We start from the raw sequence: 14,470 nt of genomic DNA on the forward strand, positions 1-14,470 counted from the left end.
CAGCGCACCGCGGTGAATCACCAGCGCACGGCGGTGAAGTCGACCGGCCGCGGCCGCATCCGGCGGGCCCGCGCCACCAGCTGTCGCATCCGCTGCGCCATCTGCGGGGCGGGCAGGCGCTTGCGGTCGCCGTGGCCGGGCAGCAGCCACTCGAAGCGGAGCCGGCCGGCGCTGCGGGCCAGGGAGGCCGCCAGCTCCTCGACGGAGTACCAGGTGACGCTCTCCGCCACCTCCAGGTCGTCCGTCGTCCGCGACCAGTAGAAGCTGTCGCCGCTGAAGCAGTACCGGTCGTCGGCGACGTAGAGGACGCTTCCCCTGGTGTGGCCCGGAAGCGGATGGGCGGTCAGGCCCTCGGCGACCTCGATGGGTTCGGTGCCGCGCAGGACGCGGTCGGCGTCGGGGGCCGCGTCGAGGTCCCCTTCGTGGATCCACAGCCGGGCGCCGAAGCGGTCCGCGTAGCGGCGGCCGTGGGCCGCATGGTCGCGGTGCGTGAGCAGAACGTCGGTGACGGGGCCCAGCTCTTCGTACCGAGCCGCCAGGGCCTCGCTCCAGCGCGGGGTGTCGACCATCATCAGGGTGCCGGACGGGCGCCGCACCAGGTAGGAGTTGGCGGCGGCGGTGTGCGGGGAGTTGTGCCCGCAGAGCAGGACGGTGTCGTCGAGGTCGTCGAGAGCTAACGGGAACGGGTCCAGCGTCGTGTCCAGCCGCCGGGAACCGGCGTGGATCGAACGGGTGTGGCAGGCGAACGCGGCGGCGTGCAGCCGGCGCTCCTCCGCCGCGTCGCGCGGCCGGCGCAGGATCTCGGAGCGTCCGCCGACCTCGCCGATCAGGTCCGGCGCGAGCTGTCTGGCGACGTCGCAGTTGGTGCAGCGGTCGTCCACGTACCAGTCGGTGGTGTGCGCCTCGTTCACGGTGTGCCTCGTTTCGGGTGCGGCGTCGTGTGCCGGGGTACCGGCTCCGTGACCAAGGGTTCCCCGGTGGCCGGCCGAAGGGGAAGGGCGCCGGATCTTGTGTTTGCCGGGCGGGGCCGCTCTGAGGCGAGCGGCAACATGGCGCGCTCATGACAAACAGTGGCTCCGGCCGGACGACGAGGCAGCCGCCCGGCGGCTCACTCCCAGCGGAAGAACTTCGCCGCCGCCCCCAGCCCCAGCACCGCCCACACCGCGAGGATGCCCAGGTCGGCCCAGGGGGTCCCGGCGCCGTGCTGCAGTACCGTCCGCAGCCCGTCCGACAGTGCCGAGACCGGCAGCAGCTCCAGCACCGTCCGGGCCGCCTCCGGGAACTTCGTCAGCGGGACGATGACCCCGCCGCCCACCAGGAGCAGCAGAAAGACCAGGTTGGCGGCGGCCAGGGTGGCCTCCGCCTTGAGCGTGCCGGCCATCAGCAGGCCGAGGCCGGAGAACGCGGCGGTGCCCAGGAGGAGCAGCAGGACGACGGGGACGGGGCTGCCGTGCGGGGACCAGCCCAGCGCGAGGGCGACCGCCGTCAGCAGGGCGATCTGCAGCACCTCGGTGACCAGTACCGCGCAGGTCTTGGCGGTCATCAGACCCCAGCGCGGCAGCGGCGAGGCGGCTAGCCGCTTGAGCACGCCGTAGCGCCGCTCGAAGCCGGTGGCGATGGCCTGGCCGGTGAAGGCGGTGGACAGCACTGCCAGGGCGAGGATGCCGGGCGCCAGGAAGTCGACGGCCTTCCCCGGGCCACCCGCGGTGTCCGTGGGCACGGCGATGATGTCGACGGCGGAGAAGAGCACCAGCAGCAGGGTCGGGATGATGACCGTCAGCAGCAGCTGCTCGCCGTTGCGCAGCAGCATCCTGGCCTCCAGGGCCGCCTGCGCGCGGATCATCCGGGGCAGCGGGGCCGCACCGGGGCGCGGGGTGAACGTGCCGGCAGATGCCTCGGTGGCGGTCATACGCGCAGCTCCTTGCCCGTGAGCTCGAGGAAAACGTCCTCCAGGGTGTGCCGTTCGACGGCTATCGCATCGGGCATGACGCCGTTCTGCGCGCACCAGGAGGCGACGGTGGCCAGGAGCTGCGGGTCGACCGTGCCGTTGACGCGGTAGGTGCCCGGGGTCAGCTCCGTGGCGACGCTGTCCGAGGGCAGCGCCTTGAGGAGGGAGGCGACATCGAGGCCCGGCCGGCCGCTGAAGCGCAGGCTGTTCTCCGCGCCGCCCCGGCACAGTTCCTCCGGGCTGCCCTGGGCGATGACCCGGCCGCCGTCGATGATCGCGACGTCGTCGGCGAGCTGCTCGGCCTCGTCCATGAAGTGGGTGGTCAGTACGACGCTCACGCCGTCGGCCCGCAGTTCCCGCACCAGGTCCCAGGTGGCGTGCCGGGCCTGCGGGTCGAGGCCGGCGGTCGGCTCGTCGAGGAAGACCAGCTCGGGGCGGCCGACGACGGCCATCGCCAGCGCGAGCCGCTGCTGCTGGCCGCCGGACAGCCGCCGGTAGGGCGTACGGCCGCAGCTGCCAAGGCCCAGCCGTTCGATGAGGAGGCCGACGTCGACGGGCTGGGCGTGCAGGGTGGCGGTGTGCCGCAGCATCTCCTCGGCCCTGGCGCCCGCGTAAACGCCGCCGGACTGCAGCATCACACCGATCCGGGGGCGCAGCGCGGCGGCGTCGGCGACGGGGTCCAGGCCCAGGACGCGGACGGTGCCCTCATCCGGACGGCGGTAGCCCTCGCAGATTTCCACGGTGGTCGTCTTGCCGGCGCCGTTCGGGCCGAGCACGGCGGTCACCGCGCCGCGCGCGACGGTCAGGCCGAGCCCGTCCACGGCGGTCTTGGTCCCGTATCGCTTGACCAGGCCGACGACCTCGACGGCAGGCTCTCGGCCCGGGGTCCGGGGGCCGCTCCCCGGGGAGGTGCTGCGCATGGCGGGCAGTCTACGGAGAGCGGCCGGGACGCCGGTGAGCGGGGGCCGGGGCCATGGCGGATTCCGGCCACCGGGCCCGTCCGCCGCCACCGGGCCGTGCGGGCCCCGCGGCGCCCCGGAATTAGGCGACCCTAAGTGATCGAGGCCACCAGTCCGTGATCCGGACATGGGTTGAATCGCTCTGAGGAATTACGCAACAATGGCGTTGTGAAAAACCCGAGCGCGGATCAGGAAGCTCCGGTGGTCGACCCGACCACCGGGCCGGCTCCCTCCGCGCCCGAGCGGACCGACGGGGCCCCCGCGGCACCGCGCTCCGCTCACCCCGCCCCCTCGGCACACGACGAGCAGCAGGGCACCCGCAATCGCGTCGCCCGCTCCATTCTCGACCACGGCCCGTCCACCGCTGCCGAGCTGGCACTGCGCCTGGAGCTCACCCAGGCGGCGGTCCGCCGCCATCTGGACACGCTGGCCGCGGAGGGCGTCGTAGAGCCCCGCGAGAAGCGGGTCTACGGCTCGCGCGGGCGCGGCCGCCCCGCCAAGGCCTTCGCGCTCACCGACTGCGGCCGGGATGCCTTCGACCAGGCCTACGACCAGCTGGCCAGCGACGCGCTGCGCTGGATCGCGCAGACCGCAGGCGGCGGCGCGATGGGCGAGGCGGCGGTCGCGGCGTTCGCCCGCGCGCGGCTCGCGGCCCAGGCCCAGGGCTACCGCGAGGCGGTCGAGGCCGCCGAGCCGGAGGCCCGCACCCAGGCCCTTGCGGAGGCGTTGACCGCGGACGGGTACGCTGCTACGGCGCGCAGTGCGCCCAATTCCCAGCTCGGTGAACAGCTCTGCCAGCACCACTGCCCGGTCGCCCATGTCGCCGAGCGGTACCCGCAGCTGTGCGAGGCGGAGACCGAGGTCTTCTCCCGATTGCTCGGGACACACGTGCAGCGTCTTGCCACCATCGCCCACGGCGACGGAGTGTGTACGACCTTCATCCCGAAGGCCGGGGCCGGCAAGGCCGCTCACAGCACCGAACGCACCACCAAGACCACCACAGCTTCTGCAAGCACGGCCGGGAGGAACCCCGCATGACGCTCCCCACGGAGACTGCTCACCCCGAGCTCGAGGGCCTGGGCAAGTACGAATACGGCTGGGCCGACTCCGACGTGGCCGGCGCCTCCGCCAAGCGCGGTCTTTCCGAGGCCGTCGTCCGCGACATCTCGGGGAAGAAGAACGAGCCGGAGTGGATGCTCAAGCTCCGCCTCAAGGGTCTGAAGCTGTTCGACAAGAAGCCCATGCCCAACTGGGGCTCGGACCTGTCGGGCATCGACTTCGACAACATCAAGTACTTCGTCCGCTCCACCGAGCAGCAGGCCGCCTCCTGGGAGGACCTGCCCGAGGACATCAAGAACACCTACGACAAGCTCGGCATCCCCGAGGCGGAGAAGCAGCGCCTGGTCGCCGGTGTCGCAGCCCAGTACGAGTCCGAGGTCGTCTACCACCAGATCCGCGAGGACCTGGAGGAGCAGGGCGTCATCTTCCTGGACACCGACACCGCCCTCAAGGAGCACCCGGAGCTCTTCCAGGAGTACTTCGGCACGGTCATCCCGGTCGGCGACAACAAGTTCGCGTCGCTGAACACCGCGGTGTGGTCCGGCGGCTCGTTCATCTACGTCCCCAAGGGTGTCCACGTCGACATCCCGCTGCAGGCCTACTTCCGGATCAACACCGAGAACATGGGCCAGTTCGAGCGGACGCTGATCATCGTCGACGAGGACGCCTACGTCCACTACGTCGAGGGCTGCACGGCGCCGATCTACAAGTCGGACTCGCTGCACTCCGCGGTCGTGGAGATCATCGTCAAGAAGGGCGGCCGCTGCCGCTACACGACCATCCAGAACTGGTCGAACAACGTCTACAACCTGGTCACCAAGCGTGCCGTCGCCTACGAGGGCGCGACCATGGAGTGGGTCGACGGCAACCTCGGCTCCAAGGTGACCATGAAGTACCCGGCGGTCTACCTGATGGGCGAGCACGCCAAGGGCGAGACCCTGTCCATCGCCTTCGCGGGCGAGGGCCAGCACCAGGACGCCGGCTCCAAGATGGTCCACATGGCGCCGAACACCTCCTCCAACATCGTCTCCAAGTCGGTGGCGCGAGGCGGCGGCCGTACCTCCTACCGCGGTCTGGTCGAGATCGGCGAGGGCGCGGCGGGCTCCAAGTCCAACGTGCTGTGCGACGCGCTGCTGGTGGACACCATCTCCCGCTCGGACACCTACCCCTACGTCGACGTCCGCGAGGACGACGTGTCGATGGGCCACGAGGCGACCGTCTCCAAGGTCAGCGAGGACCAGCTCTTCTACCTGATGGCGCGCGGCCTGACGGAGTTCGAGGCCATGGCGATGATCGTGCGCGGCTTCGTCGAGCCGATCGCCCGTGAGCTGCCGATGGAGTACGCCCTGGAGCTCAACCGGCTGATCGAGCTGCAGATGGAAGGCGCGGTCGGCTGACGCCCGGCCCCCAGCAGCGACTGACTCCCTGATTGCAGAAAGCGAGCACTACGACAGCCATGGCTGACGCTCAGAACATCCCGGCGGGTTCCACGACCACCGGCTCCATCGCGGTGGCCGCGGAGTCCACCGTCGCCACCCGGATGAGCGCCCCGCCGTCCTACGACGTGGCGGACTTCCCGGTGCCGCACGGCCGCGAGGAGGAGTGGCGCTTCACGCCCCTCGCGCGCCTGAAGGGCCTGCACGACGGCTCCGCCGTGGCCGGCGGCCCCGACCTGAAGATCGACATCACCGCGCCCGAGGGTGTCACCCACGAGCTGGTCGACCGCGCCGACCCGCGGGTCGGCAAGGCCGGCAAGCCCGTGGACCGGGTCGCGGCGCAGGCCTACAGCACCTTCGAGAAGGCCTCGGTCGTCACGGTCCCCAAGGAGACCGTGCTGCCCGAGCCGATCCGGATCAGCGTGCACGGCGAGGGCGGCACCGCCTTCGGCCACCAGGTCATCGAGCTCGGTGCGTTCGCCGAAGCGGTCGTCGTCATCGACCACACCGGTGACGCGGTGCTCGCCGCCAACGTCGACTACCTCCTCGGCGACGGCGCCAAGCTCACCGTCGTCTCCGTCCAGGACTGGGACGACACGGCCGTCCACGTCGGGCAGCACAACGCCCTGGTCGGCCGGGACGCCTCCTTCAAGTCCGTGGTCGTCACCTTCGGCGGCGACCTCGTCCGCCTCCACCCGCGCATCAGCTACGCGGGCCCCGGCGGCGAGGCCGAGCTCTACGGCCTGTACTTCACCGAGCAGGGGCAGCACCAGGAGCACCGCCTCATGGTCGACCACGAGGCGCCCAACTGCCGCTCGCACGTGACGTACAAGGGCGCGCTGCAGGGCCAGGACGCGCACGCCGTGTGGATCGGCGACGTCCTGATCCAGGCGTCCGCCACCGGCACGGACACCTACGAGCTCAACCGCAACCTCGTCCTGACCGACGGCGCGCGGGTCGACTCGGTCCCCAACCTGGAGATCGAGACCGGCGAGATCGTCGGCGCCGGCCACGCCTCGGCGACCGGCCGCTTCGACGACGAGCAGCTGTTCTACCTGATGGCCCGCGGCATCCCGGCCGACGAGGCCCGCCGGCTGGTCGTCCGCGGCTTCTTCGCCGAGCTGGTCCAGCAGATCGGTCTCCCGGACGTCGAAGAGCGCCTGATGAGCAAGATCGAGGCCGAGCTGGAAGCGTCCGCGGTATGAGCTACGTACGCGCAGCGGCGCTGAGCGAGCTGGCGGAGGACACCCCCAAGCGGGTGGAGATCGACGGCACGCCGGTTTCTCTCGTCCGCACCGAAGGCGAGGTGTTCGCGATCAACGACATCTGCTCGCATGCGAACGTCTCCCTCTCGGAGGGCGAGGTCGAGGACTGCTCGATCGAGTGCTGGCTGCATGGCTCGAGCTTCGACCTGCGCACCGGCAAGCCGTCCGGCCTTCCGGCGACGCGCCCCGTCCCCGTATACCCCGTAAAGATCGAAGGGGACGACGTGCTCGTCTCCGTCACCCAGGAGTCCTGAGTTCCCCATGGCAACGCTTGAGATCCACGACCTGCACGTCTCCGTCGAGGCCGAGAACGGCCCCCGCGAGATCCTGAAGGGCGTCGACCTGACCGTGAAGCAGGGCGAGACGCACGCCATCATGGGCCCCAACGGCTCCGGCAAGTCCACCCTCGCCTACTCGCTGGCGGGTCACCCCAAGTACCAGATCACCGGCGGCACCGTCACCCTCGACGGCGAGGACGTCCTGGAGATGTCCGTCGACGAGCGCGCCCGCGCCGGCGTCTTCCTCGCCATGCAGTACCCGGTCGAGGTGCCCGGCGTCTCCGTTTCCAACTTCCTGCGCACCTCCGCGACCGCGATCCGCGGCGAGGCCCCCAAGCTGCGGCTGTGGGTCAAGGAGGTCAAGGAGGCCATGCAGCGCCTCCAGATGGACCCCGCGTTCGCCGAGCGCAACGTCAACGAGGGCTTCTCCGGCGGCGAGAAGAAGCGCCACGAGATCCTCCAGCTCGAGCTGCTCCGCCCGGCCATCGCGATCCTCGACGAGACCGACTCCGGCCTGGACGTCGACGCGCTGCGCACCGTCTCCGAGGGCGTCAACCGCGTCCGCGAGACCGGCGAGGTCGGCACCCTGCTGATCACCCACTACACGCGCATCCTGCGCTACATCAAGCCCGACCAGGTCCACGTGTTCGCGAACGGCCGCATCGCCGAGTCCGGCGGCGCCGAGCTCGCCGACAAGCTGGAGGCCGAGGGCTACGAGGCATACACGAAGGGCGGCGCAACCGCGTGACACAGCTGCCGGGCCTCCTCGACACAGAGGCGATCCGTAAGGACTTCCCCCTTCTGGACCGTCAGGTCCACGACGGGAAGAAGATCGTGTACCTGGACAACGCGGCGACGTCGCAGAAGCCGCGCCAGGTCCTCGACGCCCTGAACGCCTACTACGAACGCCACAACGCCAACGTTCACCGCGGCGTGCACGTGCTCGCCGAGGAGGCCACGGCGCTGTACGAAGGCGCCCGCGACAAGGTCGCCGCCTTCATCAACGCGCCGAGCCGCGACGAGGTGATCTTCACCAAGAACGCCTCGGAGTCGCTCAACCTCGTCGCGAACATGCTCGGCTGGGCCGATGAGCCCTACCGCGTGGACCGCGAGACCGAGATCGTCATCACGGAGATGGAGCACCACTCCAACATCGTCCCGTGGCAGCTGCTCTCGCAGCGCACCGGCGCGAAGCTGAAGTGGTTCGGCATCACCGACGACGGCCGCCTCGACCTGTCCAACATCGACGAGATCATCACGGAGCAGACGAAGATCGTCTCCTTCACGCTGGTCTCCAACATCATGGGCACCATCAACCCGGTCGAGACGATCATCCGGCGCGCCCAGGAAGTCGGCGCACTGGTCTGCATCGACGCCTCGCAGGCCGCCCCGCACATGGTGCTGGACGTCCAGGCGCTGCAGGCCGACTTCGTCGCCTTCACCGGACACAAGATGTGCGGCCCGACCGGCATCGGCGTCCTGTGGGGCCGCCAGGAACTGCTGGAGGACCTCCCGCCGTTCCTCGGCGGCGGCGAGATGATCGAGACCGTCTCGATGCACTCCTCGACGTACGCCCCGGCGCCGCACAAGTTCGAGGCCGGTACGCCCCCGATCGCCCAGGCCGTCGGCCTCGGCGCGGCCGTGGACTACCTCACCTCGATCGGTATGGACAACATCGCGACGCATGAGCACGCGATCACCGAGTACGCCGTCAAGCGGCTGCTGGAGGTCCCCGACCTGCGCATCGTCGGCCCGAGCACGGCCGAGGACCGCGGGGCGACGATCTCCTTCACGCTCGGCGACATCCACCCGCACGACGTCGGCCAGGTGCTGGACGAGCAGGGCATCGCGGTCCGGGTGGGTCACCACTGCGCCCGTCCCGTCTGCCTGCGCTACGGAATTCCTGCGACCACGCGAGCGTCGTTCTATCTGTACTCCACCCCGGCCGAGGTCGACGCCCTGGTCGAGGGCCTGGAACACGTCCGCAACTTCTTCGGTTGAGGAAATGCAGCCGGTTAACCACGCACAGCGGATGAGGACGAGGACTGACTGAGCCGTGAAGCTGGATTCCATGTACCAGGACGTCATCCTGGACCACTACAAGCACCCCCATGGGCGCGGTCTTCGGGACGGCGACGCCGAGGTGCACCATGTCAACCCGACCTGCGGCGACGAGATCACCCTGCGGGTACGCCTGGACGGCGCGAGGATTGAAGATGTGTCGTACGAGGGCCAGGGCTGCTCCATCAGCCAGGCCTCGGCGTCCGTCCTCAACGAACTCCTGGTCGGCAAGCAGCTCGGGGACGCGCAGAAGATCCAGGAGACGTTCCTGGAACTGATGCAGTCCAAGGGCCAGGTGGAGCCGGATGACGCGATGGAGGAGGTGCTGGAGGACGCGGTCGCGTTCGCCGGTGTCTCGAAGTACCCGGCACGCGTGAAGTGCGCGCTGCTGAGCTGGATGGCCTGGAAGGACGCCACGGCCAAGGCCCTCTCCGAGGAGGCGAAGACCGCATGACCGACACCCCGACCACCACCAAGCCGGCCTCGGAGGAAGAGGTCCGCGAGGCCCTCTACGACGTCGTGGACCCCGAGCTGGGCATCGATGTCGTCAACCTGGGCCTGATCTACGGCGTGCACATCGACGACGCCAACATCGCCACCATCGACATGACGCTGACCTCCGCGGCCTGCCCGCTGACCGACGTCATCGAGGACCAGGCGAAGTCGGCCACCGACGGCATCGTCAACGAGCTGAAGATCAACTGGGTCTGGATGCCCCCGTGGGGCCCGGACAAGATCACCGACGACGGCCGCGAGCAGCTGCGCGCGCTGGGGTTCAACGTCTGATCCGCTGAGGTCGACGACTGATCCCCGCACAGGGGCGCGCGCGACACGCGTGAGTGGTACCGATACGGCCATGCCCGCCAGGCACACTGGCGGGCATGGCCGTATCGCTGTATCAGATCGCCGTCGACGCCCATGACCTCAAGGGCCAGGCCGCATTCTGGGCCGGGGTCCTGGGCTGGCGGGTCGTGCACGAGGCCCTCGACGAAGTCGTCATCGGTGCCGATGAGCGCGCGCTGCCGGGCATCGTCTTCCTCCCCGTGCCGGAGGTGAAGTCCCGTAAGAACCGGCTGCATCTGGACCTGACGCCCGATGACCAGGCCGCGGAGGTCGAGAGGATCATCGGCCTCGGGGCCCGCCGGGTGGATGTGGGCCAGGGCGACGCGGTGTCGTGGGTGGTGCTCGCCGACCCGGAGGGCAACGAGTTCTGCGTGCTGAGGCCGAAGCGGACGCTGGTGGACTAGGGCCTGTCGTTCGGATCAGGGCGGGCTCGCGGCGTCCTGCACCGCGCTGTGTACGACCGTACGCAACGTTGTGTACGCTCGTACGCATGGTCTATGTGACGCTCTCGACCGCGATCCTCTCCGAGATACTCGCGACCACCGCGATGAAGTACAGCGACGGATTCAGCAGGCTGTGGCCGTCGGTGGGCACCGTGGTGGGCTACCTCATCGCCTTCGCGCTGCTGGCGCAGACGCTGAAGACGATGAGCGTCGGGACCGCCTATGCGATCTGGTCCGGGGCCGGCACGGCCGTGATCGCGGCGATCGGGATCGTCTTCCTCGGGGAGAGCACCAGCGCGCTGAAGATCCTCGGGGTGCTGCTGGTCATCGCGGGAGTCGTGGCGCTGAACCTGGACGGTGCGCACTGATGGCGCGGCGCTACGACCCCGACAGACGGCAGCGGATCATCGACGCGGCGATCCGCGTGGTCGGCGAGCGCGGGATCGCCGGGCTCAGCCACCGTGCGGTGGCCGCCGCGGCCGATGTGCCGCTGGGATCGACGACGTACCACTTCCGCACCCTGGACGATCTGCTGATCGCGGCGCTGGAGCAGGTCGACGAGGAGTGGATGGCCGACTTCGCGCGTTGGGTGGCGAGCATCGACCCGGCGGTGCCGCTCGCCGAGGAGGTCACGCGCTACGTGGCGGACGTCCTGGGCGGGGACCGGGCGCAGGTGGAGCTGGTGTACGAGCTGTATCTGGCGGCGCTGCGGCATGCGGCGGTGCGGCCCATCGCGGCCGCCTGCCTGGACGAGATGGCGCAGCTGCTCGGGCAGCGGATCGGCGACCTCCCGACGGCGCGGGCCGTGGTGGCCTTCGCCGACGGGCTGGTGCTCCAGCATCTGCTCACCGGAGCGCCCTTCGAACCGGCCGCGCTGCGCGCCGGACTGGCCGGGGTGCTGGACTCGGGCCGGGGCGAACGCGGCTCGTAGGGCCCTACGAAGCGGTTGGTGCGACCCTACGGCTGGGGCCCGATCGCTGAGACCGGTTCGCCTCGGCGGCCGCGCTCCGGTTAGGTTTCGAGCATGACCGATGCTGCTACCTCTCCCCGTACGACCGGCGCCGTTGCCGCCGGGCTCGCCACCGTCGCCTCCGACGGCACCGTCCTCGACACCTGGTTCCCGGCGCCCGAGCTGGTCGACTCGCCCGGCCCGGCCGGAACCGAGCGGCTGGAGGACGAGCGCGCCACGGATCTGCTGGGCCCCGCCGCTCTCAAGGCGATCGGTCCCGACCCGGTCCGTGACGTGGAGGTCGTTGCCGTCCGTACGGTCATCTCCTCGCTGGACGACAAGCCGCTGGACGCGCACGACGTCTACCTGCGGCTGCACCTCCTCAGCCACCGGCTGGTCAAGCCGCACGGGCAGAACCTCGAGGGCATGTTCGGCCTGCTGGCGAACGTCGCCTGGACCTCGCTGGGCCCGGTGGCCGTCGACCAGGTGGAGACGGTGCGGCTCAACGCCCGCGCCGAGGGGCTGCACCTGATGGTCACCAGCATCGACAAGTTCCCGCGGATGACCGACTACGTCGCGCCCGCCGGCGTGCGGATCGGTGACGCGGACCGGGTACGGCTGGGCGCCCACCTCGCGGCCGGTACCACCGTCATGCACGAGGGCTTCGTCAACTTCAATGCCGGGACGCTGGGCACCTCCATGGTCGAGGGCCGGATCAGCGCGGGTGTGGTGATCGGCGACGGGACGGACGTCGGCGGCGGCGCCTCCACCATGGGCACGCTGTCGGGCGGCGGCAAGCAGATCATCTCGATCGGCGAGCGCTGCCTGCTGGGTGCGGAGTCCGGTGTGGGTATCGCGCTGGGCGACGAGTGCGTGGTCGAGGCCGGTCTGTACGTGACCGCGGGGACCCGCGTCACCCTGCCCGACGGCCAGATCGTCAAGGCGCTGGAGCTGTCCGGCGGCGACAACATCCTCTTCCGCCGCAACTCCACCACCGGCACCGTCGAGGCCCGCCCGAACAAGGCGGTCTGGGGCGGTCTCAACGAGATCCTGCACAGCCACAATTGACGGCCACAACTGACGGTCACAACTGACGGCGGACGGTCCGGCGGCCCGGCGGGGTTTCACCCGCCGGGCCGCCGGCATGTCCGCCACCGGTGGCGGCGTGTGCGCGGGCGCGGGAGAGCGTGTGCTCCGGGCGTGGGGGCGGGGGCCGCTTTGCGCTGGTGCCAAGGGGGCCGGGGGTGGGTCACCATGGCGTGGACGGTGGAGGACGAACCGTACCGGGAGGCGTCATGAGGCTGGGCAAACCGCTCGCTGTCGGCATCGCGGAGGATCCGGAAGCCGGCGAGCCGCAGGCGGAGGAGCGGGGGGCCGGGTCGTGGGAGGCCGCCGAGCCGCTGGGCGAGGTGGCGGTGACCGGGACCGGGGAGATGGGCGTGGAGTTCGCCGGACAGCTGGCCGGACGATGAGGCTGCGGCTGCCGCGCGAGCGCCCCGCCGAACCGCCCCGCGGCTACAAGCTCGCCAATCCGGTGCTGTCCGAGGACTGCGGCCGGATCGGGTTCGCCGGGGTCGCCATCGGCGGCGCGCAGCCGTACGGCGTGGTGGACGAGGCGCGATGTGTGTACGGCCGGCGGCACCGCTGCCCCGCCCTGCGCTGCGACTGCGGTTTCTACTGTCTGCACACCTTCGCCGGGGCCCTGGCGCTGGCCCGTGCGGGCGCGTACCGCCGGGCGGCGGTCCTGGAGGTCACGGTGCTCGGCGCGTACATCCGCTTCGAGCGCGGGATGCGCTATGCGCGGCAGCGGGTGCGGGTGGCCCGCATCGGGCCGTGCCGGTGCGGGCTGCCGCCGGAGGTCTTTGTGGATGCGGGCTGGGGGCGGACCGGCTGGCGGGCGCTGGCCGGGGCCTGCAAGGGCTGCGCGGCCGGGCGCGACGAGGTGAGCTTCGAGGACTTCGTGCGGATCGGCGGCGGCCGGCTGCGGGTGCTGCCCGGCCACCGGGAGGGGCCGGCCGGCGCCGCGTCCCCCGGCCCCGCCGCCCGTACCGGCCCCGGGCTCGGCGCCGAGTCCACCGTGCTGCAGGCCCGGGAGGCCACCATGATGCAGGCCCGACTCGACCGGCTCCAGGGGCAGTTGGGGCGGCTGACCGGCGGGACATGAGGGACGGGGCACGGCTGGGTAACCATCCGGCACGGCCGTGGCACCGGCCCTGCCGGGCGCCGATAGGCTTGGCCGTATGCGTGATCTTGTAGCGGGGATGCGGTATCTGGGCAAGGGGCAGCGCTGGGTTGCCGGGCACGGCCGGTGGTGGGGCTTCGGGCTGATCCCCGCGCTGATCACCCTGGTGCTGTACGGCGCGGTGCTCACCGTGCTCGCCCTGTGGTCCGGCGACATCGCCGCCTGGGCGACACCGTTCGCCGACGACTGGGGCTCGCCCTGGCAGGGCCTGCTGCGCGGGGTCTTCATCGCGTTGCTGTTCGCGGGCTCGCTGATGCTGTCCGTACTGACCTTCACCGCCGTCACGCTGGTGATCGGCGACCCGTTCTACGAGTCGCTGTCGGAGCAGGTGGAAAAGAGCGAGGGGCACTGTCCGCAGGGCCCGGACCGGCCGCTGTGGCGGGAGATCTGGATCGCGCTGCGGGACAGCGTCCATGTGCTGCTGCGGGCCGCCGGGTTCGGGATCCTGCTGTTCGCCCTCGGGTTCGTGCCGTTCATCGGGCAGACGGTGATCCCGGTCATCGGCTTCTGCGTCAGCGGCTTCTTCCTCGCCGTCGAGCTGACGTCGGTGGCGATGCAGCGGCGGGACATCCCGGTCCGCGAGCGGCTGCGCCTGCTGCGCGGCCGCAAGGCGCTGGCCGTCGGCTTCGGCACCCCCGTCGTGCTGCTGTTCCTGATCCCGTTCCTCGCCGTGGTGCTGATGCCGGGTGCGGTGGCGGGCGCGACGCTGCTGGTACGGGACCTCGTACCGGACGAGGACGAGGACGAGCCCGACGGCGGCGAGGGCGGCGGCCGGTTCCCGGAGGGGGCGCCGTACGGGCAGGGCGCGCCGTACGGACAGGCCGCACCCTATGGGCAGGCCGCACCTCATGGACAGGCCGTGCCCGGACAGCCGGGGCCCGGCGGCTTCGGCCCGGCGCCCGCCCCGTACCCGCCCCACCAGGGCCGCTGAGCGACCCGACCCGACCCGGGACGGGAACCGGCCCCGGACAGGAAGCGGCCGCCGCA

At 70.9% G+C, this 14,470-nt stretch carries 18 protein-coding genes; 15 read left to right on the forward strand and 3 right to left on the reverse strand.

Annotation, left to right across the window (positions count from 1 at the left end):
* Nucleotides 1-17: 17 nt before the first annotated feature.
* From ACZ4S3_RS06460 to ACZ4S3_RS06470, 3 genes are all read right to left on the reverse strand, one after another.
* Nucleotides 18-911, reverse strand: coding sequence for an MBL fold metallo-hydrolase (locus ACZ4S3_RS06460; protein ID WP_467926843.1), 894 nt, complete (start codon nucleotides 909-911; stop codon nucleotides 18-20).
* Between the two features lie 197 nt (nucleotides 912-1,108).
* Nucleotides 1,109-1,909 carry an ABC transporter permease gene (locus tag ACZ4S3_RS06465; RefSeq protein ID WP_467926848.1) on the reverse strand — a complete coding sequence of 267 codons (801 nt, stop codon included), beginning with the start codon at nucleotides 1,907-1,909 and terminating at the stop codon, nucleotides 1,109-1,111.
* Nucleotides 1,906-2,868, reverse strand: coding sequence for an ABC transporter ATP-binding protein (locus ACZ4S3_RS06470; RefSeq protein WP_467926851.1), 963 nt, complete (start codon nucleotides 2,866-2,868; stop codon nucleotides 1,906-1,908). Before ACZ4S3_RS06470 ends, ACZ4S3_RS06465 begins: the two co-directional genes overlap by 4 nt.
* Before the next feature lie 207 nt (nucleotides 2,869-3,075).
* On the opposite strand from ACZ4S3_RS06470, the gene ACZ4S3_RS06475 reads away from it, so the two are divergent.
* The 15 genes from ACZ4S3_RS06475 (at nucleotide 3,076) to ACZ4S3_RS06545 (ending at nucleotide 14,414) form a co-directional block, all read left to right on the forward strand.
* Nucleotides 3,076-3,945 carry a helix-turn-helix transcriptional regulator gene (locus ACZ4S3_RS06475; protein WP_467926855.1) on the forward strand — a complete coding sequence of 290 codons (870 nt, stop codon included), beginning with the start codon at nucleotides 3,076-3,078 and terminating at the stop codon, nucleotides 3,943-3,945.
* Entirely contained in the window at nucleotides 3,942-5,363 is a 1,422-nt protein-coding gene (gene sufB / locus ACZ4S3_RS06480) for a Fe-S cluster assembly protein SufB (protein ID WP_127150287.1), read from the forward strand. Before ACZ4S3_RS06475 ends, sufB begins: the two co-directional genes overlap by 4 nt.
* A gap of 59 nt (nucleotides 5,364-5,422) precedes the next feature.
* Complete coding sequence (gene sufD, locus ACZ4S3_RS06485) at nucleotides 5,423-6,607, forward strand: Fe-S cluster assembly protein SufD (protein ID WP_467926862.1); 1,185 nt, start codon at nucleotides 5,423-5,425, stop codon at nucleotides 6,605-6,607.
* Nucleotides 6,604-6,921, forward strand: coding sequence for a non-heme iron oxygenase ferredoxin subunit (locus ACZ4S3_RS06490; RefSeq protein ID WP_393549672.1), 318 nt, complete (start codon nucleotides 6,604-6,606; stop codon nucleotides 6,919-6,921). The genes sufD and ACZ4S3_RS06490 overlap by 4 nt, the downstream gene beginning before the upstream one ends.
* A 7-nt stretch (nucleotides 6,922-6,928) precedes the next feature.
* Complete coding sequence (sufC, locus tag ACZ4S3_RS06495) at nucleotides 6,929-7,693, forward strand: Fe-S cluster assembly ATPase SufC (protein WP_467926869.1); 765 nt, start codon at nucleotides 6,929-6,931, stop codon at nucleotides 7,691-7,693.
* Nucleotides 7,690-8,946, forward strand: coding sequence for a cysteine desulfurase (locus tag ACZ4S3_RS06500; RefSeq protein ID WP_467926874.1), 1,257 nt, complete (start codon nucleotides 7,690-7,692; stop codon nucleotides 8,944-8,946). The genes sufC and ACZ4S3_RS06500 overlap by 4 nt, the downstream gene beginning before the upstream one ends.
* A 55-nt stretch (nucleotides 8,947-9,001) precedes the next feature.
* Complete coding sequence (gene sufU, locus ACZ4S3_RS06505; protein ID WP_362707937.1) at nucleotides 9,002-9,460, forward strand: Fe-S cluster assembly sulfur transfer protein SufU; 459 nt, start codon at nucleotides 9,002-9,004, stop codon at nucleotides 9,458-9,460.
* Nucleotides 9,457-9,792: a metal-sulfur cluster assembly factor gene (locus tag ACZ4S3_RS06510; RefSeq protein WP_208685204.1), complete on the forward strand. Its 336-nt coding sequence runs from the start codon at nucleotides 9,457-9,459 to the stop codon at nucleotides 9,790-9,792. The genes sufU and ACZ4S3_RS06510 overlap by 4 nt, the downstream gene beginning before the upstream one ends.
* A 95-nt stretch (nucleotides 9,793-9,887) precedes the next feature.
* Complete coding sequence (locus ACZ4S3_RS06515) at nucleotides 9,888-10,253, forward strand: VOC family protein (RefSeq protein ID WP_467926883.1); 366 nt, start codon at nucleotides 9,888-9,890, stop codon at nucleotides 10,251-10,253.
* A gap of 86 nt (nucleotides 10,254-10,339) precedes the next feature.
* A complete protein-coding gene (locus ACZ4S3_RS06520) occupies nucleotides 10,340-10,660 on the forward strand; it encodes a DMT family transporter (protein ID WP_467926887.1) in 321 nt (106 codons plus the stop codon).
* Nucleotides 10,660-11,223 carry a TetR/AcrR family transcriptional regulator gene (locus ACZ4S3_RS06525; RefSeq protein ID WP_467926891.1) on the forward strand — a complete coding sequence of 188 codons (564 nt, stop codon included), beginning with the start codon at nucleotides 10,660-10,662 and terminating at the stop codon, nucleotides 11,221-11,223. Before ACZ4S3_RS06520 ends, ACZ4S3_RS06525 begins: the two co-directional genes overlap by 1 nt.
* A 93-nt stretch (nucleotides 11,224-11,316) precedes the next feature.
* Nucleotides 11,317-12,309 carry a 2,3,4,5-tetrahydropyridine-2,6-dicarboxylate N-succinyltransferase gene (gene dapD, locus ACZ4S3_RS06530; RefSeq protein ID WP_467926895.1) on the forward strand — a complete coding sequence of 331 codons (993 nt, stop codon included), beginning with the start codon at nucleotides 11,317-11,319 and terminating at the stop codon, nucleotides 12,307-12,309.
* 227 nt (nucleotides 12,310-12,536) lie between these two features.
* Nucleotides 12,537-12,713: a hypothetical protein gene (locus ACZ4S3_RS06535; RefSeq protein WP_467926900.1), complete on the forward strand. Its 177-nt coding sequence runs from the start codon at nucleotides 12,537-12,539 to the stop codon at nucleotides 12,711-12,713.
* Nucleotides 12,710-13,405 (forward strand): hypothetical protein, encoded by a 696-nt coding sequence (locus ACZ4S3_RS06540; protein ID WP_467926903.1) that lies wholly within the window; start codon nucleotides 12,710-12,712, stop codon nucleotides 13,403-13,405. Before ACZ4S3_RS06535 ends, ACZ4S3_RS06540 begins: the two co-directional genes overlap by 4 nt.
* 76 nt (nucleotides 13,406-13,481) lie before the next feature.
* On the forward strand, nucleotides 13,482-14,414 hold the full coding sequence (locus ACZ4S3_RS06545; RefSeq protein ID WP_467926906.1) for an EI24 domain-containing protein: 933 nt from the start codon (nucleotides 13,482-13,484) through the stop codon (nucleotides 14,412-14,414).
* The last annotated feature ends 56 nt before the right edge of the window (nucleotides 14,415-14,470 follow it).

Source organism: Streptomyces sp. NPDC028368 (genome assembly GCF_055565615.1).

Coding starts and splice junctions, on each gene's coding strand:
- ACZ4S3_RS06465 (WP_467926848.1), bottom strand. CDS start 1,909: ATGACCGCCACCGAGGCATCTGCCGGCACGTTCACCCCGCGCCCCGGT.
- ACZ4S3_RS06470 (WP_467926851.1), bottom strand. CDS start 2,868: ATGCGCAGCACCTCCCCGGGGAGCGGCCCCCGGACCCCGGGCCGAGAG.
- sufB (WP_127150287.1), top strand. CDS start 3,942: ATGACGCTCCCCACGGAGACTGCTCACCCCGAGCTCGAGGGCCTGGGC.
- sufD (WP_467926862.1), top strand. CDS start 5,423: ATGGCTGACGCTCAGAACATCCCGGCGGGTTCCACGACCACCGGCTCC.
- ACZ4S3_RS06490 (WP_393549672.1), top strand. CDS start 6,604: ATGAGCTACGTACGCGCAGCGGCGCTGAGCGAGCTGGCGGAGGACACC.
- sufC (WP_467926869.1), top strand. CDS start 6,929: ATGGCAACGCTTGAGATCCACGACCTGCACGTCTCCGTCGAGGCCGAG.
- ACZ4S3_RS06510 (WP_208685204.1), top strand. CDS start 9,457: ATGACCGACACCCCGACCACCACCAAGCCGGCCTCGGAGGAAGAGGTC.
- ACZ4S3_RS06515 (WP_467926883.1), top strand. CDS start 9,888: ATGGCCGTATCGCTGTATCAGATCGCCGTCGACGCCCATGACCTCAAG.
- ACZ4S3_RS06520 (WP_467926887.1), top strand. CDS start 10,340: ATGGTCTATGTGACGCTCTCGACCGCGATCCTCTCCGAGATACTCGCG.
- ACZ4S3_RS06525 (WP_467926891.1), top strand. CDS start 10,660: ATGGCGCGGCGCTACGACCCCGACAGACGGCAGCGGATCATCGACGCG.
- dapD (WP_467926895.1), top strand. CDS start 11,317: ATGACCGATGCTGCTACCTCTCCCCGTACGACCGGCGCCGTTGCCGCC.
- ACZ4S3_RS06535 (WP_467926900.1), top strand. CDS start 12,537: ATGAGGCTGGGCAAACCGCTCGCTGTCGGCATCGCGGAGGATCCGGAA.
- ACZ4S3_RS06540 (WP_467926903.1), top strand. CDS start 12,710: ATGAGGCTGCGGCTGCCGCGCGAGCGCCCCGCCGAACCGCCCCGCGGC.
- ACZ4S3_RS06545 (WP_467926906.1), top strand. CDS start 13,482: ATGCGTGATCTTGTAGCGGGGATGCGGTATCTGGGCAAGGGGCAGCGC.